The sequence below is a fragment of the Janthinobacterium sp. P210005 genome, assembly GCF_036231865.1.
In the GTDB taxonomy this organism is placed as follows: domain Bacteria; phylum Pseudomonadota; class Gammaproteobacteria; order Burkholderiales; family Burkholderiaceae_D; genus Janthinobacterium; species Janthinobacterium kumbetense.
Window position 1 is genome coordinate 1205773 of the sequence record NZ_JAZARC010000001.1, and the last position, 25955, is coordinate 1231727.

General features: G+C 65.0%; 19 protein-coding genes. 11 read left to right on the forward strand and 8 right to left on the reverse strand.

The window, feature by feature from the left end; translation table 11 throughout:
• Positions 1-130 precede the first annotated feature (130 nt).
• Together VPH40_RS05275 and VPH40_RS05280 are read left to right on the forward strand one after the other, a co-directional pair.
• Positions 131-1045 (forward strand): lipase family alpha/beta hydrolase, encoded by a 915-nt coding sequence (locus VPH40_RS05275; RefSeq protein WP_328572894.1) that lies wholly within the window; start codon positions 131-133, stop codon positions 1043-1045.
• A 10-nt stretch (positions 1046-1055) separates the two neighbouring features.
• On the forward strand, positions 1056-1967 hold the full coding sequence (locus VPH40_RS05280) for a lipase secretion chaperone (RefSeq protein WP_328572895.1): 912 nt from the start codon (positions 1056-1058) through the stop codon (positions 1965-1967).
• Between the two features lie 3 nt (positions 1968-1970).
• Here the strand turns inward: VPH40_RS05280 and VPH40_RS05285 are convergent, their stop codons facing one another.
• The 4 genes from VPH40_RS05285 to VPH40_RS05300 form a co-directional block, all read right to left on the reverse strand.
• Positions 1971-4700, reverse strand: a complete 2730-nt coding sequence (locus VPH40_RS05285) for an ATP-binding protein (RefSeq protein WP_328572896.1) — start codon at positions 4698-4700, stop codon at positions 1971-1973.
• A gap of 99 nt (positions 4701-4799) precedes the next feature.
• Complete coding sequence (locus tag VPH40_RS05290) at positions 4800-5717, reverse strand: putative bifunctional diguanylate cyclase/phosphodiesterase (protein WP_328572897.1); 918 nt, start codon at positions 5715-5717, stop codon at positions 4800-4802.
• The gene (locus tag VPH40_RS05295; RefSeq protein ID WP_328572898.1) at positions 5717-7315 is read right to left on the reverse strand and encodes a methyl-accepting chemotaxis protein; all 1599 of its coding nucleotides are present in this window, start codon (positions 7313-7315) and stop codon (positions 5717-5719) included. Before VPH40_RS05295 ends, VPH40_RS05290 begins: the two co-directional genes overlap by 1 nt.
• A 356-nt stretch (positions 7316-7671) precedes the next feature.
• Positions 7672-9447 (reverse strand): methyl-accepting chemotaxis protein, encoded by a 1776-nt coding sequence (locus VPH40_RS05300; protein WP_289897552.1) that lies wholly within the window; start codon positions 9445-9447, stop codon positions 7672-7674.
• Positions 9448-9786: 339 nt separating this feature from the next.
• Between VPH40_RS05300 and VPH40_RS05305 the strand changes: the two genes are divergently transcribed.
• From VPH40_RS05305 to VPH40_RS05335, 7 genes are all read left to right on the forward strand, one after another.
• Positions 9787-10722, forward strand: a complete 936-nt coding sequence (locus tag VPH40_RS05305) for a 5'-nucleotidase (protein WP_328572899.1) — start codon at positions 9787-9789, stop codon at positions 10720-10722.
• 218 nt (positions 10723-10940) lie between these two features.
• On the forward strand, positions 10941-14384 hold the full coding sequence (gene mfd, locus VPH40_RS05310; RefSeq protein WP_305052302.1) for a transcription-repair coupling factor: 3444 nt from the start codon (positions 10941-10943) through the stop codon (positions 14382-14384).
• A gap of 55 nt (positions 14385-14439) precedes the next feature.
• A complete protein-coding gene (gene serB / locus VPH40_RS05315; protein WP_099668478.1) occupies positions 14440-15282 on the forward strand; it encodes a phosphoserine phosphatase SerB in 843 nt (280 codons plus the stop codon).
• Between the two features lie 98 nt (positions 15283-15380).
• On the forward strand, positions 15381-16109 hold the full coding sequence (locus tag VPH40_RS05320; RefSeq protein WP_305062157.1) for a nucleotidyltransferase domain-containing protein: 729 nt from the start codon (positions 15381-15383) through the stop codon (positions 16107-16109).
• Positions 16106-17029 (forward strand): TIGR04222 domain-containing membrane protein, encoded by a 924-nt coding sequence (locus tag VPH40_RS05325; protein WP_328572900.1) that lies wholly within the window; start codon positions 16106-16108, stop codon positions 17027-17029. The genes VPH40_RS05320 and VPH40_RS05325 overlap by 4 nt, the downstream gene beginning before the upstream one ends.
• Complete coding sequence (locus VPH40_RS05330) at positions 17019-17873, forward strand: DUF692 domain-containing protein (protein ID WP_328572901.1); 855 nt, start codon at positions 17019-17021, stop codon at positions 17871-17873. The genes VPH40_RS05325 and VPH40_RS05330 overlap by 11 nt, the downstream gene beginning before the upstream one ends.
• On the forward strand, positions 17870-18136 hold the full coding sequence (locus tag VPH40_RS05335) for a hypothetical protein (RefSeq protein WP_328572902.1): 267 nt from the start codon (positions 17870-17872) through the stop codon (positions 18134-18136). Before VPH40_RS05330 ends, VPH40_RS05335 begins: the two co-directional genes overlap by 4 nt.
• A 7-nt stretch (positions 18137-18143) precedes the next feature.
• On the opposite strand, the gene VPH40_RS05340 is transcribed toward VPH40_RS05335, so the two are convergent.
• The gene (locus VPH40_RS05340) at positions 18144-20057 is read right to left on the reverse strand and encodes a serine hydrolase domain-containing protein (RefSeq protein WP_328572903.1); all 1914 of its coding nucleotides are present in this window, start codon (positions 20055-20057) and stop codon (positions 18144-18146) included.
• A gap of 86 nt (positions 20058-20143) precedes the next feature.
• Between VPH40_RS05340 and VPH40_RS05345 the strand changes: the two genes are divergently transcribed.
• Positions 20144-20506 carry a DUF4870 family protein gene (locus VPH40_RS05345; RefSeq protein ID WP_289897546.1) on the forward strand — a complete coding sequence of 121 codons (363 nt, stop codon included), beginning with the start codon at positions 20144-20146 and terminating at the stop codon, positions 20504-20506.
• 39 nt (positions 20507-20545) lie between these two features.
• Here the strand turns inward: VPH40_RS05345 and VPH40_RS05350 are convergent, their stop codons facing one another.
• On the reverse strand, positions 20546-21712 hold the full coding sequence (locus tag VPH40_RS05350; protein ID WP_305052308.1) for a cystathionine beta-lyase: 1167 nt from the start codon (positions 21710-21712) through the stop codon (positions 20546-20548).
• Between the two features lie 209 nt (positions 21713-21921).
• Positions 21922-23277 (reverse strand): 30S ribosomal protein S12 methylthiotransferase RimO, encoded by a 1356-nt coding sequence (gene rimO / locus VPH40_RS05355; RefSeq protein ID WP_176389289.1) that lies wholly within the window; start codon positions 23275-23277, stop codon positions 21922-21924.
• A gap of 308 nt (positions 23278-23585) precedes the next feature.
• Here rimO and VPH40_RS05360 point away from each other — a divergent pair, with 308 nt between their 5' ends.
• Positions 23586-25181, forward strand: coding sequence for a hypothetical protein (locus VPH40_RS05360; RefSeq protein WP_328572904.1), 1596 nt, complete (start codon positions 23586-23588; stop codon positions 25179-25181).
• Between the two features lie 91 nt (positions 25182-25272).
• Here the strand turns inward: VPH40_RS05360 and phaR are convergent, their stop codons facing one another.
• Complete coding sequence (phaR, locus tag VPH40_RS05365) at positions 25273-25836, reverse strand: polyhydroxyalkanoate synthesis repressor PhaR (RefSeq protein WP_010399000.1); 564 nt, start codon at positions 25834-25836, stop codon at positions 25273-25275.
• Between the last annotated feature and the right edge of the window lie 119 nt (positions 25837-25955).

Sequence of the window (25955 nt, forward strand, 5' to 3'; positions counted from 1 at the left end):
GTGCTACATTCAAAAAACCGAGCGCTCGCTATTTTTAATGCATCGAAAATGTACAGGAGTGCACGGTTCATCGCTACAGCATCGACATTTCCACTCATTTCCACTATTAATAATACATAACGGAGACAAAATGAAGACTCGCTTCTGGCAACTGCTTTCCACCCTGCTGTTTTCCCTCGCCATCCTGCCCGGCAGCGCCAGCGCCGCCGGCTACACGCAAACCAAGTACCCGATCGTGCTCGTGCACGGCCTGTTCGGCTTCGACAAGCTCGGTCCCGTCGAATATTTTTATGGCGTCCCCGCCGCCCTGCGCAGCGGCGGCGCGCAAGTGTATGTGACCACCGTGTCGGCCGCCAACAGCACGGAAGTGCGCGGCGAGCAGCTGCTGTCGCAGGTGCGGCAAATCCTCGCCGCCACGGGGGCCGCCAAGGTCAATTTGATCGGCCATAGCCATGGCGGCCCCACGGCCCGCTATGTCGCTTCCGTGCGGCCCGACCTGGTGGCATCCGTCACCAGCGTGGCCGGCGTCAACAAGGGCTCAAAAGTGGCCGATATCCTCAGCGGCGCCATTCCCAACACCAGCGGCGCGCTGGGCAACGCGCTCGCCTCCCTGATCGGCATTTTGTCGGGCAACAAGGGCTTGCCGCAAAACGCGGGTGCGTCGCTCACCTCTCTGTCCACGGCCGGGTCGCTGGCCTTCAACAGCCGCCACCCACAGGGCGTGCCCACCTCCGCCTGCGGCGAAGGCGCCTACCAGGTGCAAGGCGTGTACTACTTTTCGTGGAGCGGCGCGCAACCGTACACGAACGTGCTCGACGTGGGCGACCCTGCCCTGGCGGCCATCAGCCTGGCCTTCGGCGGCGTCAAGAACGATGGACTGGTGAGCAGCTGCTCCAGCCACCTGGGCAAGGTGATCCGCGACGATTACGCCATGAACCACCTCGATGAAGTCAACCAGTTCGTCGGCATCGTCAACCTGTTCGAGACGAACCCCGTCACCGTCTTCCGCCAGCAAGCCAACCGCCTGCAAGGCCTGGGACTGTAAGGAGAAGCGCATGCACGCGAAATGGATCATCGGCGGCAGCCTGGCAGCCCTGGCCCTGTACCTGGTGCTGCGCCCAGGCGAGCCGCCCGCCCCGCCGCAGGAAAAGGCGGAACCGGACCTGTTCGCGTTCGTGCGCTCAATGCAAGGCACGCGGCCCGACGGCGACGTGACGGTGGCCGCCGGCGACAAGCTGGTGGTCGACGCGGAACTGGGCCACCTGTTCGACTACTACCTGGCGGGCCTCGGCGAAAAGCCGCTGGCCGCCATCCGCAGCCAGATCGAGGCGGAGCTGGACAAGCGCCTGGCGCCCGTGCCCGCCCGCGAAGCGAAGCGCCTGCTGGGCGCGTATCTGGCCTACAAGCAGGCGCTGGCCGGCGCGGAACAGGCCTTGCCGGCGCAAGCCGATCCCGCCGTGGCGGCGCGCGCGCGCCTGCAAGCCATGCGTGCCCTGCGCGGCAATTATTTTACGCCGGAGGAAAGCGCGGGCCTGTTCGGCGCCAGCGACGCGTATGACGACGACGCCGTGGCGCGCATGGAGATCCTCGGCAACACGACGCTCGATGAAGCCCAGCGCCAGGCGCAGCTGACGGCGCTGGACCAGAAGATGTCACCGGCCCAGCGCGCCGCACGCGATGCGCCGCTGCAGGTGGCCAGGCTGGATGAATCGGTCAAGGCCCTGCGGGCACAGGGCGGCGGCGAGAATGAAGTCTACCGCCTGCGCGCCAGCACCTTCACGCCGGCGGCGGCGGCCCGCCTGGCGGAACTGGACCGCGAGGAATCGCAATGGCAGCAACGCATCATCGCCTACCAGGCGCAAAAAAACAGTCTGCCCGGCGGCGCGCAGGATGCGGCGGCCCTGCAGCAGCTGCGCGACGCCAGTTTCACGCCGGAGGAACAGCGCCGGCTGGGCGCCTACGAATAGCGCTCAAGCCAGCTGCGCCAGCAACGCTGCCGCCGCCATCACGTCCGTCGTGTCGCGCCCCTGGCTATAGAGCGCATGCACAGGGGCCAGCACGGCGTGCGCGGCGGCGCCGCGGCCTTGCACCAGCAGCACGGCCGCCAGGCTGGTGGCGCAGCGCAGTTCCCAGCCCGGCGCCTGCTGGCCCCTGGCCAGCTGCAGCGCTTCTTCCAGCTGCGCCCGCACCGCGTCCAGGCCGGCCGCATCGTCTTGCGCCAGCGCCCGCCAGCGGTGGTGCGCGTCGCGGCGCAGCACTTCCGGCGCGCTCCACGGCGCCAGGCCCGTGCGCGCGCGCCGCAGCGCCTGGCTATCGGCGGCCGCGTCGTGCAGGGTGGCCATCAAATCGACCTGTATCGGCCAGCTGCGCACCGAAGGCCAGGGGAATGGCGTCATCGCTTCGCCCCCGTCGAGCAGGCGCTGGTAGGCGGCGCCCCAGGCGCTCCAGTACAGCAAGCCATAGCGGGCCGCGTGCTCGCACAGCAGGCAAGTCCACGCCTGCGCCAGTTCCCGCCGCCCGCACCACAGGGCGACGGGAATGGCATGGATGGCCAGCGCCACGCACAGCGTGACGCCATTGTGCTCGAAGCCCACCGTCACCGCCTCGCGCGCCAGCGCCAGGGCGTCGTCGGGGCGGCCCTGCATCCACAGGCAGCGCGCCAGCGTGCCGCGCAGGCACACCTGGTGATCGGCCAGCAAGGCATTGTTGAAGCCCAGCTGCGCCGCGCCCCCGGGGTGCGCGAGCACCATGCGCGCCAGCGCCGCCGACTGCGCGTAGCGTCCCTGCACATACTCGCCCACGGAACGCATGCGCGCCAGCACCAGGTGCATCGCCGTGTCGTCGCGCGTTGCGCACAGGACGGCAAGCTCTATGACGTAACTGTCGGCGCGCTGGAAATCGGCCAGCTTCAGGCAGCAGATCCACATGCCGCAAATCGCCTCGGCCCGGCGGCTGCCATCGTCCGTGCGCATGGCCAGCGCATAGCCGCGCTGGAAGGAACGCAGCATGGTGCCGGTGATGCCCTGCGTATGCAGCAGCAGGTGCGCCTGCGAAGCATGCAGCTGCATTTCGCTGTCGGGGTCGTCCACCGCATGCGTAGCCATGCGCTCGAGCGCCCGCTCGACGCGCACGCGGTATTCATCCATCAGCGACAGCTGATAGAACAGGGTTTGCGCGGCCAGGGTCAGCGCCACGCCCAGCGCCACGTCGCCCTCCTCGCCGAAAGCCCAGTCGATGGCGGCCCGCAAGTCGTCGACATGGCGGCCGTAGCGCGCGCTCCAGTGGGCCGGCGGCATGCTGCCCCAGTCGGCGGCGATGCGTGCGGCCAGTCCCAGGCAATGGCGCGCATGGCGCAGCAGCACGGCGCCCGCGCCACCGCCCGCCGACAGCTGCGCGCCAGCATAGGCGCGCGTGGTGTCGAGCAGCCGGTAATACACGTGCTGGCGGCAAAACTCGATGCTGACGAGGGACTTGGCCGCCAGGTCGGCCAGCGTGTCGAACACGTCGCATCCCGCCACGGCGCTGGCCGACTCCAGGCGGAAGCGGCTCCTGAACACGCTCAGCGCCTGCAGCGCCTGGCGCTCGCGCGCGTCGAGCAAGCCGTAGCTCCAGTCCAGCGTGGCGCGCAGGGTCTGGTGGCGCAAGGGCATGTTGCGCGCGCCGCGCGTGAGCAGGCGAAAGCGGTCGTCGAGCTGGCGGCGCAATTCGTGCAGACCGAAATGGCCGATGCGTCCGGCCGCCAGCTCCAGCGCCAGCGGGATGCCGTCGAGGCGCCGGCAGATGTCCACCACCACGGGCACGTCGGCGTCGGCCAGCACGAAGGCATCGTCGACGGCCGCGCAGCGTTCGCAAAACAGCTGCACCGCGGAGAAATGCCGGGCCGCCGCCGCATCGGGCACGGCATCGGCAGGCGGCAATTCCAGCGCGGGCAGGCGCTGCAGCTGTTCGCTGGTGAGGCGCAGCGGCTCGCGGCTGGTGGCCAGCACGTGCAGCAGTGGCGCGCCCTTGAGCAAGGCGTCGGCCAGCGTGGCGGCCGCGCCGATCACGTGCTCGCAGTTATCGAGCACGAGCAGCATGTGGCGCGGGCGCAGGTAGGCCAGCAGGACCGGCATGGCGTCGCCGGCCGGCACCGCCACCCCCAGCGCCGTGGCCAGCGCCAGCGGCACTAGGCGGCCCTCGTCCAGCGGCGACAGGTCGACGAAACACACGCCGTCGGCATAGCGGCGCAGCACGCGCGTGGCCAGGCCGACGGCCAGGGTGGTCTTGCCGATGCCGCCCGGGCCGGCAATGCACAGCAGGCGCAATTGCAGCAGCTGGTTGGCCATCGTTTGCAGCACCTCGGCGCGGCCCAGCATGCGCGTCAGCATGACGGGCAGGTTATGCCGCGGCTCGGCGCCCGCCGCACCGGACGCCGGCCGGCCCGTGTGCGCCAGCGGCGCCAGGAAGCCGTAGCCGCGCCCGGGAATGGTGGTGATGTAGCGCTGGCCATCGCGGCCGTCGCCGAGCGCCTTGCGCAACGCCGCCAGGTGGACGCGCAAGGTCGCGTCGTCGACCACCGCATTGGGCCAGACGATGGCCACCAGTTCATGCTTGTCGACGATGTCGCCGGCGCGCTCCAGCAGTGCCAGCAGCAAGTCCATGGCCCTGCTGCCCAGGCGCAGCGCGCGGTCGCCCTCGAACAGCAGGCGTTCTAGCGGCAAAAGGCGAAACGGGCCGAAGACATAGGCCGGGACGGGACTGTTTATCATTCTTGCGTGGGGGTGTAGGTGTTAAAGCACGCGGCTTGCAGTGGCCATATTCTACTGAGCATCCGCGCCATGCCGCATGGTGCCATGTTGCGGCACCGTTACAAGGCCGGCGGACAGCAGCGCGGCCACCTCGGCCGCGGGCGCCGGGCGGTGCAGATAGAAGCCCTGTACCTGCGGGCAGCCCAGCCGCCGCAACTGCGCCAGCTGTGCACCGTTTTCCACGCCCTCGGCCAGCGCCTGCAAGCCCAGGCCGCGCGCCAGCGCAAGGGTCGAGGCGACGATGACGGCGTCGCTACCGCAGCTATCCACGTCGCGGATGAAGGAACGGTCGATCTTGATGGTGTGAATCGGCAGCATCCGGACATGGCTCAAGCCTGAATAACCGGTGCCGTAATCGTCGAGCGAAAGGGCCAGCCCCAGCGCGCGCAGGCGGCGCAAGCCCTGCGCCGCCTGCGCCATGTCGTCGATGCGGCAGCTTTCCGTCACTTCCAGCTCCAGCAGGCGGGCAGGAATGGCGTGGCGCCGCAGGCAGTCCAGCACGAAGTCGGGCAACTGCGGCTGGCACAGCTGGCGCGCCGAGACATTCACCGCGACCGGCACCAGAGGCAGGCCCGCCGCGCGCCACTGCGCCAGCTGGCGGCAAGCCGCATCGATGCCCCAGTTGCCCAGCGCGGCGATGGCCTGCGTCTGCTCGGCCAGGCCGATGAATTCGTTCGGGTAGACCAGTCCGTGGCGCGGATGGTCCCAGCGCAGCAACGCTTCCAGGCCGACCAGGCGCAGCTGCGCCGTGTCGAACTTGCCCTGGTAGTGAAAGCGGAATTCGCCGTCGACGATGGCGCCGTCCAGGCGCGCCTGCAACTCCCGGCTGCGCGCCGACGCCGTCGGCCTGCCGCCCTGCCCCTCCCGCGCCTGGCGCCGCGCCCGCCACAGCACGACGCAGCCGCGCCAGAACCTTGCCAGGCGCGCCACTAGGCCAGCAGGCGCGGCACGGCCGGCGCGCTGCGGCGCGGCAAGGTGTGCGCCGGCCCCTGCTGCAGGCGGAACACGCTGACCACCTGCAGCAGCTTCGCCGCCTCGCCTTCCAGCGATTGCGAGGCGGCCGCCGCCTCTTCCACCAGGGCGGCGTTCTGCTGCGTCACTTCATCCATCTGCACGACGGCCTGGCTGACCTGGCCGATGCCCGTGCTTTGCTCGGCGCTGGCGGCCGTGATGTCGGCCACCATCTGGCTCACGCGTCCCACGGCCGCCACCACGTCCCGCATCGTGGCGCCGGCCTGCGCGACGAGGGCCGCGCCCGCGTCCACCTGCTGCGTGGAATTGGCGATCAGGGCGCGGATATCGCGCGCCGCCGCCGCGCTGCGCTGCGCCAGATTGCGCACTTCCGTCGCCACGACGGCAAAGCCGCGCCCCTGCTCGCCCGCGCGCGCCGCTTCCACGGCCGCGTTCAGGGCCAGGATATTCGTCTGGAATGCCAGCATGTCGATCACGCCGATGATGTCGGCGATCTGCGCCGACGACGCGCTGATGGCATCCATCGTATGGATCACCTGTCCCACGGCTTGCCCGCCGGCGCCGGCGATGTTCGCCGCCTCGACGGCCAGCACGCTGGCATGGCGGGCATTGTCCGCGTTCTGCTGCACCGTCGAACTGAGTTCCTCCATGGCCGATGCAGTCTGTTCGAGCGAGCTGGCCTGCTCCTCGGTGCGCGACGACAGGTCGATATTGCCGGCCGCGATCTGCGACGACGCCGTGGCGATGGTGTCGGTGCCGCTGCGCACCCGCTGCACGATGTCGAGCAGGTTGCCGTTCATGATGCACAGCGCATCGAGCAGCTTGCCCGTTTCATCGCCCGCATGGCGGCCGAAGGTCGACGTCAGGTCGCCGGCGGCCACGGTCTGCGCCACCGTCAAGGCATGGCGCAGCGGGTTGACGATGCTGCGCGTGACCAGCCAGGCGGTGACGAGCGAAAACAGCACGGCCAGCGCGCTCAGCGCCAGCATCATGTTGCGCGCCGTCGCGTATTCGTGGCTGACCTGGGCGCCCGCCTCCTCCATCAGGTCATGCTGGAGCGCGATCAGGCTTTCCAGCGCCGCCATGTAGCGCAGCTGGTCGCCGCGCACCGTGCCGAGCAGCAAACTCGTCGCTTCCTCGCGCGCCCCCTGTTCCAGCAGGGCCAGCACCTTGTCGCGCCCGCCGTTGAAGGTGGCGCGCGCCTGCGTCACGGCCGCCATCTGCTGGCGCCCCTGCGGCGACAGCACCACCTTGTCCAGCTGCGCCAGGCCCTTTTCCGTTTCGCCGCCCGCCCTGGCGATGGTGGCCCGTTCCTGCGCCAGCTGCTGCGGCTCCGTCATCAGCAGCAGGTTGCGCGAGGAGCGCGCGATGATGTTGACATTCTTGATGATGTCGTTGGCCAGCACGGTTTTCGGATATTTGTCGTCGATCACGTCGCGCATGCGCAGTTCCAGGCTGGACAGGCGCAGCATGCCCAGCATGGCGGTCGCCAGCAGCAGCAAGGTCAACAACGCAAAGGAGCAGCGCAGGCGCGTGCCGATTTTCATATTTGCCATCTTCATTCGCATCCTTCAGTGTGGTGCATCGGTCATTGCGCCGGGCTCGCATGCAAGGCTGACGGCAATGGCTGCCGCCTGCCACGAATGGCTGGACGCAGCAGGCGGAGGGGTCAGCCGGGATGTGGCCGAGGCGGGAACAAGGGTGGTACGGCAGGCAGTGTGAGTTATCTCACAAGCAATGTCGCGTTAAGTTTTGAAAAGATTTGCTTAGATGGCAAAACAGCTATTTTTATAACGCTGTTTTTTTAGTAAGTAGTAACCGCAGTTCGAATTGCAGCGTGCGCCGGTGCGCGCCTGTAAAAACGGCCGCACAAGGCGGCCGTCCGTTAGCGCATGCTGGCGCCGTCAAGCCGTCAGAACACTTCCCACTCGTCGTCGCGCGGCGCGCTCTGGCGCTGGGATGGCACGGCGTGCAAGGCCGGGCGGCCTGCGGCGGGACGGGAAGCCGGACGCGATGCGGGACGCTTCAGCGCCGCGCTGGCCACCGCGGCGCGCGGCGCGGCTGGCTTTGCGTTCGCGTTTGCGCGCGCGGCAGGCGCCTGGACGCCATCGAGCTTGAAGACGCTGACCACCTCGGCCAGCTGGCCCGATTGCTCCTGCAGCGATTCGGCCGCGGCGGCCGCCTCTTCCACCAGGGCCGCGTTTTGCTGCGTCACCTGGTCCATCTGGCCGATGGCCTGGTTGATCTGGTCGATGCCCGAGCTTTGCTCCTGCGTGGCCAGGCTGATTTCCGCCATGATGTCCGTCACGCGCTGCACGCTGGAGACGATTTCGGCCATCGTGCTGCCCGCCTCGGCCACCAGCTTGCTGCCCGCGTCGACGGCCACCACGGAGTCGCCGATCAGGGTCTTGATTTCTTTCGCCGCGCCAGCCGATCGTTGGGCCAGATTACGCACTTCCGTCGCCACCACGGCGAAACCGCGTCCCTGCTCGCCCGCGCGCGCCGCCTCCACGGCCGCGTTCAGCGCCAGGATATTCGTCTGGAAGGCGATGCCGTCGATGACGGAAATGATGTCGACGATCTTGCGCGACGAATCGTTGATGGCGTCCATGGTCTCGACCACCTTGCCCACCACGGCGCCGCCCTTCACGGCCACGCCCGAGGCGCTCAGCGCCAGCTGGTTGGCTTGCTGGGCATTGTCGGCGTTCTGCCGCACGGTCGACGTCAGCTCTTCCATCGACGACGCCGTCTCTTCCAGCGAACTGGCTTGCTCTTCCGTGCGCGAGGACAGGTCCAGGTTGCCGCTGGCAATCTGCGACGACGCCGTGGCGATGGTCTCCGTGCCGCTGCGCACCTGGCCGACGATGCTGACCAGGCTGGAATTCATGTCCTTCAGCGCCTGCAGCAGCTGGCCCGTTTCTTCCGTCGTGTGCACTTCGATCTGACTCGTCAGGTCGCCCGAGGCCACCGTCTGCGCCACTTTCACGGCCGAATTGATCGGCTGCGTGATGGCGCGCGTGATGTAGGCGGCGCAGCCGATGCCCAGTGCGGAGGCCAGCAAGCCGAGGATGACCATCAGGCTTTCCGAGCGGATCACGGCCGCGCTGCCGTCCTTGACGCTGGCATCGGCCACGCCGTTATTGAGCTTGATGATGTCGTTGAGCGTGCCTTCGGCCTTGCCGAACAGCGCGCGCGAATCCTGGTACTGCTTGTAAAAGCCCACGAACAGCTCTTTCTGGCGCGCTTCGTCGCGGTTGTCGGCCAGCTGGCGCAGGATGGCGCGCACCTTGTCGTCGTCCGCCTTCCAGGCCGTCCACTCGCCCTGGAAGCGCTGCCACAGCACGGCTTCCTCGGGCGTTTGCGGCAGCGGTTCGTACAGCTTGCGGCCCGCCTCGATATTGTTCCAGGCGCGCGTGCGCAGCTGCAGCGCTTCCGCGAACTTGTCCTGTGCCTGATAATTGTTTTCATAGATGGCGGCCGTCAGGGTGGCGGCGGCGACGGCCGTCTGGCCTTCGCTGATCATCATCAAACCCTGGATCGACGGCAGGCGCACGACGCCGATTTCATTGACGGCGCGGCCGACGGTGGCGATGCCCGTGTAACCGCTGATGCCCACCACCAGCAAGGCCGCCATCATCACGGCGACGAGCGTCGCCAACTTCCATTTGATCAGTAAATTCTTAAACATGGCTAGGCCCTTTATATAATCACGATTTTTGCTGGCGAGGTTGAGGCTGGCATGTTCGAGTAAAACAGCTGACACTTGTATAAAGGTGGCGGGGATGGGGCGTACGCTTCGTTACAATTGGCGAGATTTGATAATAGGAGCATAGTGGAAAACGGGGACGCTGACTGCTACATACTTAATACAAATCAATATTTATTTCCTGACTGTGGCGCGCCTTGCACAGTGGCATCGAAAAGCCATCCGATGCCCTGCTTTGGTGCAAAAAATCCCCACGCGCCGCTATTGGCTACGCAGTTAATAGTCGTATAAGATGGTCAACACGCACACCACAGGCACAGCATGGCTTATCCTATCGAACACAAACTGGTGATCGGGGTCGCTTCCAGCGCCCTGTTCGACCTGGCCGAATCGCACCAGATCTACCTCGACAACGGCCCCGAGGAATACCGCAAGTACCAGGAGACGCACATCGACACGGTTCTGCCGCGCGGCGTGGCCTTCCCCTTCATCCGCCGCTTCCTGAACATCAACAAGCATTACCCGCGCCAGTCGCCCGTGGAAGTGGTGCTGTTTTCGCGCAATTCGCCGGAAACAGGCTTGCGCGTGATGCATTCGATCGCCCACTACGGCCTGGACATCTCGCGCGCCGCCTTCATGACGGGCAAGTCGCCGTATCCCTACCTGCCCGCCTTCAATGCCTCGCTGTTCCTCAGCGCGAACGAAGGCGACGTGCGCAGCGCCCTGGCCTGCGACTATCCGGCCGGCCTGGTGCTGCCGTCGCGCAAGGAAGACGACGAAAACGACGAAGAATTGCGCGTGGCCTTCGATTTCGACGGCGTGATCGCCGACGACGAGGCGGAAACCGTCTTCAAGCGCAACAATGACGTCGATGAATTCCACGCCCATGAAACCCTGAACGTGGGCACGCCGCACCGTCCCGGCCCGCTGGCCGGCCTGTTCCAGAAGCTGGCCACCATGCAGCGCCTGGAAGAAAGGGCCCAGCGGCGCGACCCCGGCTATAAAAAGATCCTGCGCATCGCCATCATCACGGCGCGCAACGCGCCCTCGCACGAGCGCGTCGTGACGACCCTGAAAAGCTGGGGTGTGGCAGCCGACGAGACATTTTTCCTCGGCGGCATGGACAAATCGCGCGTGCTGGCCGTGTTCAAGCCGCATATCTTCTTCGACGATCAATTGAGCCACCTCAAATCGGCGGGCGGCACCATCCCGATGGTGCATGTCCCGTTCGGCATCGCGAATGTCCGCGCAGGATAAAACCTGCTGCGCGTCGTGCTTTGCGGCCTGCGATGCTCACCGTACTAAAGTACGGTTGCGCTTCTTAGCCACAAATCACTGCCGCTCGCGACGGTTTTCTCAAGCGCGGAGATATAAGTGATGGTCTATAATCTCGCCTGTCAGCGCCGTCACTGGCGGCGCTGCGCGCACCACAGCTGTCCCACTCAACTGCCTCTGCCACTAGTGTCATCGCCTGCATGTCCTTAGACTTAACAAAAGCCCTCCCCAAGCCCGGCAACCGCTACGCGCTGCCCGCCCTGTATGGTTCATCCGACGCCTATGCCCTGGCGCTGGCCGCGCTGGAATTAAAAGCGCGGGGCCAGATGCTGGCCGTGGTGGTGGCGCAGGCCAGCGACGGCCAGCGCCTGCTCGATGAAATCCCGTGGTTTGGCGGCAAGGAACTGCGCTGCCACCTGCTGCCGGACTGGGAAACCCTGCCCTACGACGCCTTTTCGCCGCACCAGGACCTGGTCTCCGAGCGCCTGGCCACCCTGCACGAAATCCAGACGCGCCAGTGCGACGTGCTGATCGTGCCTGCCACCACGGCGCTGGTGCGCCTGGCGCCGCCGTCCTTCCTGGCCGCCTACACCTTCTTCTTCAAGAAGGGCGAAAAGCTCGACGAAGCGCGATTGAAGTCGCAGCTGACCCTGGCCGGCTACAGCCATGTGTCGCAAGTGATGTCGCCCGGCGAATACTCGGTGCGCGGCGGCCTGCTCGACCTGTTCCCCATGGGTTCCGCCCTGCCCTACCGACTGGACCTGTTCGGCGACACCATCGAAACCATCCGCACGTTTGACGCCGACACCCAGCGCTCGCTGTACCCCGTGCACGAAGTGCGGCTGCTGCCGGGGCGCGAATTTCCCATGGATGAAGCGGCGCGCACCACCTTCCGCAACCGCTGGCGCGAACAGTTCGAGGGCGACCCATCGCGCTCGGTCGTCTACAAGGACATCAGCAGCGGCATCGCCTCGGCCGGTATCGAATACTACCTGCCCCTGTTCTTCGAACAGACGGCCACCCTGTTCGATTACCTGCCGCCCGACGCCTCGCTGGCCCTGGTGGGCGAAATCGACTCTGCCATCGGCCGCTTCTGGACCGATACGCAGTCGCGCTACCGCTTCTTAAAAGCCGACCGCGAACGGCCGATTTTGCCGCCCGAATCGCTGTTCCTGTCGGACGAACAGTTCTTCGGCCTGGCCAAGCCGTATCCGCGCCTGGCGATCGCCAAATCGAACGATGCGCTGGCGTCCGAACTGTCGGCCCCCGTGCCGAACATCGCCGTCAACCGCCGCGCCGACGACCCGCTGGCGAACCTGCGCAGCTATCTGCTGCAAGCGGGCCGCCGCGTGATGATCTGCGCCGAATCGAACGGCCGCCGCGAAACCCTGCAGCAGTACTTCACCGAATACGACCTGCACCTGACGCCCGTGGAAGGCAGCGACGGCTTCCTGCAGTCCGACGCCAAGCTGATGCTGGGCGTGGCGCCGCTGCACGCGGGCTTCGAACTGTTTACGCCGGAAGGTCATTTATCCTTCATCACGGAGACGGAACTGTATGCCGGTTCCGGCCGCCGCGTCGGCACCAAGAAGCAGGAAGGCGTGACGCAGGTCGAATCGATGGTGCGCGACCTGTCGGAGCTGAAGATCGGCGACCCCGTCGTGCACATCAACCACGGCATCGGGCGCTACATGGGCCTGACCAGCATGGACCTGGGCGAAGGCGAGACGGAATTCCTGCACCTCGAATACGCGAAGGACACCAAGCTGTACGTGCCCGTATCGCAGCTGCACGTCATTTCCCGCTATTCGGGCGCCTCGCCGGAAGACGCGCCCTTGCACTCGCTCGGTTCGGGCCAGTGGGAAAAAGCGAAAAAACGCGCGGCCGAACAGGTGCGCGACACGGCCGCCGAGCTGCTCAACCTGTACGCCCGGCGCGCGCTGCGCCAGGGCCACTCGTTCGAATTCTCGTCGCACGACTACCAGCGCTTCGCCGACAGCTTCGGCTTCGACGAAACGCCGGACCAGGCCGAAGCCATCCACAACGTCATCAAGGACATGACTTCCGGCAAACCGATGGACCGCCTCGTGTGCGGCGACGTCGGCTTCGGCAAGACGGAAGTGGCGCTGCGCGCCGCCTTCATCGCCGTCATGGGCGGCAAGCAGGTGGCCATCCTGGCGCCCACCACCCTGCTGGCCGAGCAGCATGCGCAAACCTTCGCCGACCGCTTCGCCGACTGGCCCGTGCGCATCGCGGAATTGTCGCGCTTCCGCAGCGGCAAGGAGATCACGCAAGCGTTCAAGGGCATGGCCGACGGCACCATCGACATCGTCATCGGCACGCACAAGCTGTTGTCCGACGACGTGAAGTTTACCCGTTTGGGCCTGGTCATCATTGACGAAGAACACAGGTTCGGCGTGCGCCAGAAGGAAGCCTTGAAAGCCCTGCGCGCGGAAGTGGACGTGCTGACCCTGACGGCCACGCCGATCCCGCGCACCTTGGGCATGGCGCTGGAAGGCTTGCGCGACTTTTCCATCATCGCCACGGCGCCGCAAAAGCGCCTGGCCATCAAGACGTTCGTGCGCAGCGAAGGCGAAGCCATCATCCGCGAAGCGTGTTTGCGCGAACTCAAACGGGGCGGCCAGATCTACTTCCTGCACAACGAGGTGGAAACCATCCAGAACCGCCTGGCCATGCTGACGGAATTGCTGCCCGAGGCGCGCATCGCCGTGGCGCATGGCCAGATGCACGAGCGCGACCTGGAAAAGGTCATGCGCGACTTCGTCGCCCAACGTTTCAACATCCTGCTGTGCACGACGATCATCGAAACGGGCATCGACGTGCCGACGGCGAACACCATCATCATGCACCGCGCCGACAAGTTCGGCCTGGCGCAGCTGCACCAGCTGCGCGGCCGGGTCGGACGCTCGCACCACCAGGCCTACGCCTACCTGCTGGTGCACGACGTGCAGGGTCTCACCAAGCTGGCGCAGCGCCGCCTGGACGCCATCCAGCAGATGGAAGAACTGGGCAGCGGCTTTTACCTGGCCATGCACGACCTGGAAATCCGCGGCGCCGGCGAGGTGCTGGGCGAGAGCCAGTCCGGCGAGATGACGGAAATCGGCTTCCAGCTGTATTCGGACATGCTCAACGAAGCCGTGCGCTCGCTGAAAGCGGGCAAGGAGCCGGACCTGGCCGCGCCGCTGGCGTCGACGACGGAGATCAACCTGCACGTGCCGGCCCTGCTGCCGGCCGATTTCTGCGGCGACGTGCACGAGCGCCTGTCGATTTATAAACGCCTGGCCAACTGCGCCACGCAGGACAAGATCGACGATATCCAGGAAGAGCTGATCGACCGCTTCGGCAAGCTGCCCGACGCCGTCAAGGCCCTGGTCGAGACGCACCGCCTGCGCATCGCCGCGAAAACCGTGGGCATCGTCAAGATCGACGTGCATGGCGAGGCGGCCACCCTGCAATTCATGGCCAAGCCGCCCATCGACCCGATGCGCATCATCGACTTGATCCAGAAGAACCGCCATATCAAGCTGCATGGCCAGGACAAGCTGAAAATCACGGCCGCCATGCCGGACCTGGCCGCGCGCGTGACGCAGATCAAGACCACCATCAAGCAATTGACGGTTTAGACTATTCCTATCATTTATGCAGGGCTGACCCATGACCAATACCAAGACCATCACCATGAATCTGATCCTGCAGGGCCTGGACGGCGATAGCGCCCGCCTCGAGCGCATTGCCGCGCTGGCCGCACCGACCTCCATCACGCGCCTGGGCCCGAACGCCGTGCGCTGCGAACAGATCGCCTATTCGCCCGCGCTGCGTCCCACCATCGAAGTGGCGGCCCAGGCGGCGCAGCTGGACGCCACCTACATGATGGGCCAGCGCGAGCTCGGCGAATTCAAGCTGGTGGCGATGGACATGGATTCGACCCTGATCACCATCGAGTGCATCGATGAAATCGCCGACATGCAGGGCTTGAAACCGCAGGTGGCGGCCATCACGGAAGCGGCCATGCGGGGCGAACTCGATTTTGGCTCCAGCCTGAAACAGCGGGTGGCCCTGCTGGAAGGTCTCGATGCGTCGGCCCTGCAGCGCGTCTACGATGAACGCTTAAAACTGTCGCCGGGCGCGGAAGCCATGCTGGCGGCCGTGCAGAAGGCGGGCCTGAAAACCCTGCTGGTGTCGGGCGGCTTCACCTTCTTCACGGAACGCCTGAAGGAGCGCCTGGGCCTCGATTACACGCATGCGAACGAACTGGAAATCGTCGACGGCAAGCTGACGGGCAAGGTGTTAGGCGGCATCGTCGACGCCGAGGAAAAACAGCGCACGGTGGAAAGAGTCTGCGCGGAGCTGGGCATTTCCCCGTCCGAAGCCATCGTCATGGGCGACGGCGCCAACGACTTGAAAATGATGGGCATCGCCGGCCTGTCCGTGGCCTTCCGCGCCAAGCCCGTGGTGCGCTCGCAGGCCGACGTGGCGCTGAACTTCGTGGGACTCGATGGCTTGCTCAACGTATTGACCTGAGTCGGCGCCATCTGGCGGACGGTGCGCGCACGATGGCATAAGTTTGCTATATTGCAAACTTATGCGCATCCTGCCAACCCATCGTGAAAGAACACCGCATGCCGCCACCGTTGCCAGAAGAGATACAACGCCACCTGGACGTGTTTGTCGCCGCCGCGCAAAACACCTTTGGTGACGACCTTGCCGCCGCCGTGCTGTTTGGCTCGGCCGCCGATGGCCAGGTGCGCGCCACCTCCGACGTCAACCTGCTGTTGCTGCTCAAGCGCTTTGCGCCGCAGGCGGCCGATGCGCTGCGCGGGCCCTTGCGCCTGGCGCACGCCGCCATCGATTTGCAGGTGATGTTCCTGCTCGAGGGCGAATTGACGCAGGCCGCCGACGCCTTCGCCGTCAAGTTCGCCGACATCATCGCGCGCCACCAGGTGCTGCATGGCGCCGACCCTTTCGCCAGCCTGCGCACGAACCGCGACGCCGTGCTGCGGCGCTTGCGGCAAGTGCTGCTGAACCAGCAGGTGCGCATGCGCGAACGGTATCTGCTATTGAGCCTGAATGAAGAACAGCTGGCCGGCGCCATCGCCGACGCAGCCGGCCCCCTGCGCTCGTCCGCGGCGTCGCTGGCGCAGCTGGAGGGCAAGTCCGGGCTGTCCGGCAAGCAGGCGCTCGAAGCGTTTGTCGACCAGCTGGGCGAGCCTGCCCTGCACGCGGCCCTGCAAGCCATGTCGGCGGCGCGCGAAACGGCGCGCCTGGCGCCGGGGCAGGCCTTGCCCGCCTTTGCGGGCTTGATGACGATTACCGGACACTTGCGCGAACACGCGGAGCAGATGCGGTGAACGGCGCCAATCCGTTCGACTGGAGCGGGCCCTGGTTCCTGCTCGCCTACCTGGTCTTTGGCATGCTCGTGTACTACCTGGCGCGCGAGCTGCTGATACGCATGGAATTGCGCAATCCGCATGCCCAGCTGTCGCTGGCCGATGACCCCTACCGCATCGCCTTCCTGCGCGGCGGCGCCCTCGAAGCCGTGAAAGTCGCCGCCATCGTGCTGGTCGACCGCGGCTTGCTGCGCGCCGACGGCCCGCTGCTGGAAACGGCCAGCGCCGACAGCCTGCGTTTCGCCAGCCATGATATCGAACGCGACGTGCTGCGACTGTACCTGGGCCGCCAGGGCCACAGCAAGGAACTGGCCGTGCAAGCCGAGATGCTGCCGTCGTGCCGCGCCTACCTGGAAACCTTGACGCAGCAGCAATTGCTGGTCGGCCCGCCGCTGCTGCGCCGGCGCGAGCGCATCACCTGGACGGCGCACTGGCTGCTGCTGACGGTGGCCGCCGTCAAGGCCGTCATCGCCATCAGCCGCCAGCACTACAACCTGCTGTTCCTGGCACTGCTGCTGGCGATATTCCTGCTCATGCTGCGCGGCTTGCGCACCCAGGCGACCAGCTGGAGCGCGCAGCGGCTGCTGACCGACCTGCGCATGCTGTTTGGCCGGCTGAACATGCGTTCATCGCGCCTGCAGGCGGGCAGCAGCAGCGCCGACATGGCCCTGCTGGCGGCCATCTTCGGCCTCGGCGCCCTGCCGCCGTCGGTGTACGCGTATGTCACCCAGCTGTACCCGGTGCCGCGGCAAAACGGCGGCGGCGATTCCTCGTCCGGCAGCTCGGGCGACTCCGGCGGCGGCTCGTCGGGCGGCGGCGACGGTTCTTCCTGCGGCAGCGGCTGTGGCGGTTGCGGCGGTGGCGGCGGCTGTGGCAGCTAGCCAGGGGACCGCGCGCGACCGCGTCGGCCTGGGCTGGCGCGGCGAACTGGCAGCCGGCATCCTGTCCAACCTGGCGCACATCGACGTGCTGGAAGTAATCGCCGACGACTATTACCACGCCGCGCGCGCCGGCATCGCCGCCTTGCGCAGCCTGGCGCGCCAAGTGCCCGTCAGCCTGCACGGTGTGGGCATGGGCTTGGCGTCGACGATTCCCGCCGACCCGCGCCGCCTGCATGCGATGGCGCGCCTGATGAAGGAAGTGCAAGCGGAATCGTGGTCCGAGCACCTGAGTTTCGTGCGCGCCGGCGGCGTGGAAATCGGCCACCTGGCGGCGCCGCCGCGCACGCCGCACAGCGCCGCCGGCGCCATCGCCAATATCGCGCTGGCCACGCGCATCGTCGGCAGCGCGCCGCTGATGGAAAACATCGCCACCCTGGTCCAGCCGCCCGCCAGCACGCTGGACGAAGCCGGGTGGCTGACGCACATCCTTGACGGCGCGCAAGTGCCGCTGCTGCTGGACCTGCATAATCTGTATGCGAACGCCGTCAATTTCGGGCATGACCCGGAGCAACTGCTGCTGCGCCTGCCCCTGAACAGGGTCGGCGCCGTGCACCTGAGCGGCGGCCACTGGATCGACGCGCCTGGCGGCGGCCAGCGCCTGCTGGACGACCATCTGCACGACGTGCCTCCCGCCGTCTTCGCCCTGTTGACCGTGCTGGCGCGCCAGGCGCCGCAGCCCTTGACGGTGATCGTCGAACGCGACGGCAATTACCCGTCGTTCGAGCATGTGCTGGACCAGCTGGAGCTGGCGCGCGCGGCCTTGCGCGCGGGGCGAAACGCATGAGTTCCCCCGCACTGGAAACCTATCTGGCGAGGCTGTACACGGACGACGCACTGCGTGCCGCCTTCCTGCTGGAACCCCGTGCACACGCGTTGCGGCATGGCTTGTCGCCGCAGGAGGCGGACGCGATGGCGGCGATGGACCGCATCGGCCTGCACATGGCGGCGGCCAGCTATCGCGCCAAGCGGGCCGGGCGCGCCGGCCATGGCAGCCAGCCCAGGCCAGCGCAACGCTGGTGGCGCCGGCTGCTGCACGCCTGGCGCTGAGCGCCGGCTACAGGTGCCACAGGCGCAGCGGCAGCAATCCCCACCAGGCCAGCACTAGCAGCAGTTGCAAGGCCGCCAGCAAGGCCACCCAATCCCATTTTGCCCACGAACCCGCCTCGGCCGCCGTGCCGCGGCTGCGCCAGCAGCGCGCCAGGCCGAACGCCGTCGCCAGCGGCAGCGCGCCCGTCGTCAGCGCCAGCAGCACGCTGGCGATGGTGACGTCGCCCAGGCGCAGGTAGGACTGGAAATAGAAAAACGGCAGCGGCAGGAGCAGCGCCAGCAGCGACAGCAAGGGCGCGAACAGGTGGTCGCCCCGCCCCAGGCTGCGCAGCGCGGCGCGCCAGACGCCCACCACCAGCACGTACAGCATGCCCGCCGCGCCTAGGGCCAGGCTGCCCCACAGCACCAGCATGCGCAGCATCGACGCGCGCTCATAGCTGCGCAAGCCGTCGCTGAGCACATGCTTGCCATCCTCCTGCATCAGCACGTGCGACGGCGTGCTGCGGTCGCTCGCGCGGAACAGCAAGCCGCCCACCGGTTCCAGCTCCTTCGGCTCGCCCTGGAACGGGATCAGGAACAGCGATTCGCCATCCCATTTCACACGCGTAAAGCCGAAGACGGCGTCGACCCAGGCCATGCTGGCCATGGGGCTGGGCGACGGCAAATAGACGCCCTGCCAGTTTTCCACCGTGGGCGCGGGCGTGCCGCGCGGTGCCGGGGCGCGCAACGGCAGTTCCAGGTCGCGCAGCAGCAGGCGGTTGAAGCGTTCATAGTCGGCCTGCTCCGCATCCGTATTGAAGGCAACAAAAAAGGCGCTGTCCTGCTCCGGATACAGGCACAGCATGGCGCGGAAACCCACGGCCGTGCCAGGGTGGCAAGCGCCCACCACGTTGTGGCGGTCGCGCACGGCCAGCGCCAGGCCGTGGCCCGTCGCCAGGCCCGCCTGCGCCGCATCCGTGCCGGCCGGCTCGGACAAGGCGCCCATCAGCGCCAGGTCGATGAAGCGCTTGCCCTGCAGCTTGCCGTCGCCCATCAGGAATTGCGCCAGCTTGCCCATGTCGGCCGCCGTGGTGGTAAATTGCGCGGCCGGACGCAAATACTGGGGCACGGCCGGCTGCGCCACGCCATGCTCGAAGTAGCCCATGGCCAGGCGCGGATCAGCCTGCGCACCCGCCTGCGTACTCATTTGCGTACTCATTTGCGTACTCATTTGCGTGCTCACTTGCGTAACAAAGGCGAACGTGCTGTCCGCCATGCCCAGCGGCTGCAGCAGCTGCGCGTCGAGATAGCGCTCATACGGCTGGCCCGTGATTTTCTCGATCACCATGCCCAGCAAGCCATAGCCCATGTTCGAATATGCATAGCGGCTGCCGGGCCGGGCGCGCACGCGCAGCAGGTTGCGGTCGCCGTCAAAAGCGTCGGCCAGCGGCGTCGGCGCCGCCGGGTTCAGGCTGAACGCCTGCCAGAAGCGCACATTGTCGAGGCCGGACGTATGCGCCAGCAAGTGGCGGATGCGCACGGGGTCGCTTGCTTGCCAAGGGTTTTTCAGCGCCAGTTCCGGCAGCACCTGCTGCAGGGGCGTGTCGAGCGTGAGCCGGTCTTCGCTGACCAGGCGCAAGACGCCCAGCGCCAGCGCCACCTTGCCCACGGAACCCACCTGCATGCGCGTGTCCGCCTGCATGGGCAGGCGCCTGGCGGTATCGCGCAGGCCGGACGCGCCGACTTTGACTGTTCCGTCAGGCAAGACTGCGCTCCAGACGGCGCCCGCCAGGCCCTCGTCCTTCAAGCCGGCGGCAAACTCCGCCTCCAGCGGGGCGCCGGCGGCATGGGCCGCCGAGGCGTACAGCAGCAAGGCCGGCAAAGCCTGGCGCAGCCATGACCTGGCGCGCGCGGCCAGGGTGGGATAGCGATTTCGTTTCAACAATGTATTCTGCCTTTTTCCATGGACTGCGCTCCTGCGCCGCTTTGCTTGTTACAATTAAAAATTGAGCAACGACGGGAGCCTTCATGTCACAAGATATTATTTTGGATACCCAACTCCAGCAGACCAAGAACCTGGCCTGGTGGTTGTACCTGATACATGGCGCCAGCTTCGTGTTTTCGCTGGGCGCGTTTTCCTTCATTCCGCTCATCATCAATTATGTGAAGCGGGACGAGGCGGCCGGGACCTTCGTGTACAGCCATCACAGCTGGATGATCCGTTCCTTCTGGTGGTACGTGGCCTGGATCGTCGTCGGCGCCATCCTGTGGATCACGCTGATCGGCATCCCGCTGGCCTTCCTCGTGTGGGGCGTGGCCTGGCTGTGGAAAGCCTACCGCTTGCTGCGCGGCTTCCTCGACTTGAACAACAACAAGCCCGTGCCCCTGTAAATTACTTCTGGGCAAGCCATCGTGCTTGCCCGCTTGCAGCTACATCGCCGCGAACGCCCGTTCGATATCGGCGATCAGATCCTGCGGATCTTCCAGTCCCACGTTCAGACGCACCAGCTGGCCCGGCAATTGCCAGCCCTTGCGCATGGCGGCGATGCGGTACGGCATCACCAGGCTGTTCGCGCCACCCCAGCTGTAGCCAATCTTGAACAACTGCAAGGCATCGACGAAGCGGTCCGTCTGCGCCTCCGTGTAGCGGGCATCGAACAGCACGGAAAACAGGCCGCCCGCACCTATGAAATCGCGCTGCCAGATGGCGTGGCCCGGACAATCTTCAAAGGCCGGATGCAGCACAGTGGAGATCTCGCTGCGCCCCTTGAGCCAGGCGGCCACCGTGCGCGCGCCCTGGTCGTGGGCGTCGAAGCGCAATTTCATCGTGGGCAAGCCGCGCAGCACCAGGTAGGCGTCGTCCGCCCCCACGCCCATGCCCAGACGCATGTGCGCCTGCGCCAGGCGGTCGTGCAGGGCCCGCTCGCGCGTGATCAGGGCGCCCATCAGCACGTCCGAGCCGCCCGACTGGTATTTCGTCAGCGCCTGCATGATGATGTCCACGCCCAGGTCAAAGCCGCGCAAGGCCAGGCCCGCCGACCAGGTGTTGTCCAGGGCGACGAGCACGCCGCGCGCATGGGCGGCCGCGCAAATGGCAGGCAAGTCCGGCACTTCCATCGTCACGGAGCCTGGCGCTTCCGTCCAGATCAGCTTGGTATTGTGCTGGATCAAGCCCGCGATGCCGGCGCCGATGAGCGGATCGTAATAGCGGGCCGTGATGCCGAAATCCTGCGCCAGCCAGCGTCCCAGTTCGCGGTTCGGGTTGTAGATGTTTTCCGGCAATAAAACGTCATCGCCCGTTTTCAGCAGGGCAAAGTCCGCCATGGCGATGGCCGCCAGGCCCGACGGCGCCAGCAGGCAGTATTTGCCCCCTTCGATCTCGGCCAGGCGCGCTTCCAGGGTGAAGGTGGTGGGCGTGCCGTGCAAGCCGTAAGTGTAGGCGTTCTTTTCTTTCCAGTCGCCCGAGCGCATGGCCGCCACGTCCTTGAACAGCACGGTCGAAGCATGATGGATGGCGTTGGGAAACGCGGCAAAGCCTTGCGGCGCCTGGTAATCGCTGTGGATCAGCGCCGTCTGGGGGGATTTGGGTGTGGTCATGGCGTCGTCGGCAAATAAAAAGGCGGGCCAGCAATTACTGGTCCGCCTTGATTGTAAGGGCTTTACGCCCTGTACGCCGTACGTATGACAGAGTGTTACACCTTGTCAAATATCATCTTCACCGCGTAAAAACGTTCAGGCCAAGGCGCGCTGCCGCAGGCAATACCTTGCTGTACGGCAAGGCAGCGCAACGCCGGCATGGACGTTTTTTACTCGGCGGCGCCCCACAGGTCGTGCGCGTCGGCCGAGGTGATGGTCACATCGACGAATTGGCCGACGGCCAGCTTGCGGTGCGGTTCGAATGGCGGCTTCACATACACGACGCCGTCGATTTCCGGCGCGTCGGCGGACGAGCGGCCCACGCCGCCGGAGCGGGTGACTTCATCGATCAGCACGCGCACGGTCTTGCCGACCTTGGCTTGCAGGCGTTTCTTGGAAATTTCTTCCTGCAGCAGCATGACGCGGCCGCGGCGCTCTTCGCGCAGCTCTTCCGGCACGGGATTGGCGATTTCGTTGGCGGTCGCGCCTTCGACAGGCGAATACGCGAAGCAACCGAGGCGGTCGATCTGTGCTTCCTTGAGGAAGTCCAGCAAGTACTCGAATTCCGCTTCCGTTTCGCCAGGGAAACCGGCGATGAAGGTCGAGCGGATGGTCAGGTCCGGGTTGATGGCGCGCCAGGCCTGGATGCGGTCCAGGTTTTTCTCGCCGCTGGCCGGACGCTTCATGCGTTTGAGCACGTCAGGGTGCGCATGCTGCATCGGAATGTCGAGATACGGCAGGATGTGGCCGCCGCTCATCATCGGGATGATCTGGTCCACGTGCGGGTATGGATACACGTAGTGCAAGCGCACCCAGGCGCCGTAGGACTTGGCCAGTTCGCCCAGCGCTTCCGTCAGCTGCGTCATGTGGGTCTTCACGGGACGGCCATTCCAGAAGCCGGAGCGGAATTTCACGTCCACGCCATACGCCGAGGTGTCTTGCGAAATGACCAGCAATTCCTTGACGCCGGCCTTGAACAGGTTTTCCGCCTCGATCATCAATTCGCCGATCGGGCGCGAGACGAGGTCGCCGCGCATGGACGGGATGATGCAGAAGCTGCAGCGGTGGTTGCAGCCTTCGGAAATTTTCAGGTAGGCGTAATGCTTCGGCGTCAGCTTGACGCCTTGCGGCGGCACCAGGTCGAGGAAAGGCGCATGCGGTTTCGGCAGGTGGAAGTGGACGGAATCCATCACTTCGGCCAGCGCGTGCGGGCCCGTGACGGACAGCACTTTCGGGTGCACCTTCATGATGATGTCGTCGCCGGCAGCATCTTTCTTGGCGCCCAGGCAGCCGGTCACGATGACTTTACCGTTTTCAGCCAGCGCTTCGCCGATGGCGTCGAGCGACTCTTGCACGGCAGCATCGATAAAACCGCAGGTATTGACGATCACCAGATCGGCGCCAGCGTAGGATTTCGCCGTTTCGTAGCCTTCGGCGCGCAGTTGGGTCAGGATTTGTTCGGAGTCGACCAGCGCTTTCGGGCAGCCGAGCGAGACAAAGCCCACTTTCGGCGCCGCACCTGGCATGGCCAGCATGGCCTCGGGCTGGGCGGAAGGAACGGGAATACGGTGAATTTCAGACATAGTTGGCAGCTAGTAAAATGGTGAGGCGAATCGGCTATTGTACCCCGAGCCGCCCCTTGCTGTCAGCGCTGAGTCCTTTTGCCGCCGTATCTGCAACGCTTCAATCGCAACTTTGTTCCGGCCACTGCCATCGGGTCAGTGCTTGAAGCAGGTTCCGCCACGCATCACCGGTATCAAGAAATTAAAAAATAATGCCACAAAGAAACTAATGACTGACATATAATTGTTTTTTAAAAAACTAAATGAGTCCCATGTCTTTTTCCATTTCCAATCTGAAAGCGCGGCGCCTGGCTGTCGCGGCTTGCGGTTTGAGCGCATTGCTGCTGAGCGGCTGCGCCGTCAACACCTCGGTGGTTGATCCACTGAAAATGCATGCACAATCGGGAGAAACCCCGGTGGCGGTCAGCATCACATCGAATACCAAAGATATTTACGGTTTCAATATGATCAAGTTACGCCGTGTCGTGTCGGGGGAGCAGCGCAGTGATTTCAAGCTGGTCTCCGAAAACCTGGTGATGAAAAAGGTCGAGAGCGCGATGGCAGGCGATACGTCCCTGTTCATTGGCGCCCTGCCGCCTGGAGAGTATGAGTTTGTCGAATTGATCGATACCCGTGCCAACAAGCTATTGCATGTGTACTCGACCATCGTGGGAAGCGTCAAGATCGAAGCGGGTAAATCGACGGATCTGGGCCGGCTGATTGTGACACGCGGCAATTTCGGCGTGCAATACGGCCGTAGCGCCCAGGTGACATCGAATGCGGAATTGATCCAGCGCTTTGCCCCTGACTACAACGCCATGTTCGGCGCTGCTGCCGCTCCTGGCTGGAGCACGCCACGCCACGCCCAGGACGATGTCGAGCAATTTGCCCGCGCCCACCCGGCTGGGGCCGAGTGCACCACCGAAATGCCCGATGGCCGGGTGGCTGCCGCCAGCCGCATGGGTGCCGTCCTGATGCGCTCGACGCAAGGGCTATGGAGCATCCTCAATGCGCCATCGGTGGAGTCGCTGTCCTGCGTGTTTCCTGTCGACCTGCCCAATGCCGAGTTGATTGCGGTAGGCGAATCCGGTTCTCTGCTCCGCAAGGCGCGTGACAGTGAGCAGCTGTCGCCTGTCGATACAGGCAACCTGCCGCCCGGCAATCTGCTGCGCATCGGGGGCAACCCCACGGTTGGCTGGTACCTGATGCATCGCAAGGGTGACGAGTTGAACATTTTCCATGCGCACCAGCTGGACGCTGGTGACTGGCGATCCGTGTACCACGCCACCTTGCCCGGATCCTGGCTACATGGCCCGGGCTTACTCTGGACGTGGCAAGACGCGGGCCGCATCGGCTATGCGCTGGAAAGCGGCTTGATCGGCGAACTCGATTACAGCACGGGCAAGTTGACCGAACGCTTTAGTCCGCACAAGAAAAACCTGACGCAATTTACCCATCAACCCGATGGGACGGAAAGCGTCCTGGTAGCGGCTGGCTTGGCAGGAAGATTTCCCGACGCCTATATTTCACGGGATCGCGGCCAGAACTGGAAAACGATCGTTTCGCCGTTCAAAGTCCTGATGTCGCCCGTGGCGCCGCTCAATGACGGCAGATTGCTGATGGAAGCGGGCATGTATAACGAGGGCGCACTGCTGGTCAGCAGCGACGATGGTCAAACCTGGGGGCCGTATGCACCATATACATTGCGTCAGACGCCAATGATTTTCCCTTCCGGCCTTGCGCTCAATATCCAGGAAGACTTCAAGGGTCGCGTCAGCATTTACAGTTCCATGGACAATGCCAAAACATGGAAGCTCGAGCATTCAAACCAGGACCTGCTCTCCACGCTGCAACAACTGAAGCAATAGCATTCAGCATCGGCAGCCGCCGGCATGACATCCGCAAAGCACAACGGCACAGGAGTTCCTGTGCCGTTGTGTGGCGCGCATCGGATGCGGCTTACTTTTTGTCCGTCGGCGGCACCGGCGGCACGAACGGGAACGTGCCGAACAGATTCTTGCTCTGGCTCTGCATCTGTTCCTGCATCTGCACGAACAGGCTCTTGCTCTGGTCGATGTAGTTGTTCATCATGCCTTGCATCATCGGGCCCTGGACGTTCATGAACTGGGTCCACATTTCTGGGCTGAAGGGCTTGCCTTCGAAACTGCCGGCCGACGTGCCCGTGAATTTGTGCTGGATATCGGTGAACGCTTGCACGTTCTTTTCCAGGTAGGATCCCATCATGCCCTGCATGGCGTGGCCATAGTAGCGGATGATCTGCGACAACACGCTGCTCGAGAACATGGGCGCGCCATTCGCTTCCTCTTCCAAAATGATTTGCAGCAAGATGCTGCGCGTCAAATCTTCATTGGATTTGGCATCGACGACGGTAAACACCTCATTGTCCAACACCAGCTGCTTGACGTCCGTCAAGGTGATGTAGGAACTGGTTTGCGTGTCATACAGACGGCGGTTGGGATATTTTTTAATCAGGCGGTCTATACTTTTTTTTGCACTACTCATCACAAGTTCCACTTATTGCGCCGCAGCGCATACTGAGTTAATCCGAAAAAAAAGCGAACGTGGGTCCGCTTTCGCACCTGCCTACGTTTTCCATTATAGAGTGGAAAACGGCTCCATTG

Excerpts from the sequence above, each read along its gene's own strand:
- VPH40_RS05350 (WP_305052308.1), bottom strand. The coding sequence starts at position 21,712 with ATGACCACACCCAAATCCCCCCAGACGGCGCTGATCCACAGCGATTAC.
- VPH40_RS05305 (WP_328572899.1), top strand. The coding sequence starts at position 9,787 with ATGGCTTATCCTATCGAACACAAACTGGTGATCGGGGTCGCTTCCAGC.
- rimO (WP_176389289.1), bottom strand. The coding sequence starts at position 23,277 with ATGCCAGGTGCGGCGCCGAAAGTGGGCTTTGTCTCGCTCGGCTGCCCG.
- VPH40_RS05360 (WP_328572904.1), top strand. The coding sequence starts at position 23,586 with ATGTCTTTTTCCATTTCCAATCTGAAAGCGCGGCGCCTGGCTGTCGCG.
- phaR (WP_010399000.1), bottom strand. The coding sequence starts at position 25,836 with ATGAGTAGTGCAAAAAAAAGTATAGACCGCCTGATTAAAAAATATCCC.
- VPH40_RS05295 (WP_328572898.1), bottom strand. The coding sequence starts at position 7,315 with ATGGCAAATATGAAAATCGGCACGCGCCTGCGCTGCTCCTTTGCGTTG.
- VPH40_RS05345 (WP_289897546.1), top strand. The coding sequence starts at position 20,144 with ATGTCACAAGATATTATTTTGGATACCCAACTCCAGCAGACCAAGAAC.
- VPH40_RS05320 (WP_305062157.1), top strand. The coding sequence starts at position 15,381 with ATGCCGCCACCGTTGCCAGAAGAGATACAACGCCACCTGGACGTGTTT.
- VPH40_RS05275 (WP_328572894.1), top strand. The coding sequence starts at position 131 with ATGAAGACTCGCTTCTGGCAACTGCTTTCCACCCTGCTGTTTTCCCTC.
- VPH40_RS05300 (WP_289897552.1), bottom strand. The coding sequence starts at position 9,447 with ATGTTTAAGAATTTACTGATCAAATGGAAGTTGGCGACGCTCGTCGCC.
- mfd (WP_305052302.1), top strand. The coding sequence starts at position 10,941 with ATGTCCTTAGACTTAACAAAAGCCCTCCCCAAGCCCGGCAACCGCTAC.
- VPH40_RS05335 (WP_328572902.1), top strand. The coding sequence starts at position 17,870 with ATGAGTTCCCCCGCACTGGAAACCTATCTGGCGAGGCTGTACACGGAC.
- serB (WP_099668478.1), top strand. The coding sequence starts at position 14,440 with ATGAATCTGATCCTGCAGGGCCTGGACGGCGATAGCGCCCGCCTCGAG.
- VPH40_RS05280 (WP_328572895.1), top strand. The coding sequence starts at position 1,056 with ATGCACGCGAAATGGATCATCGGCGGCAGCCTGGCAGCCCTGGCCCTG.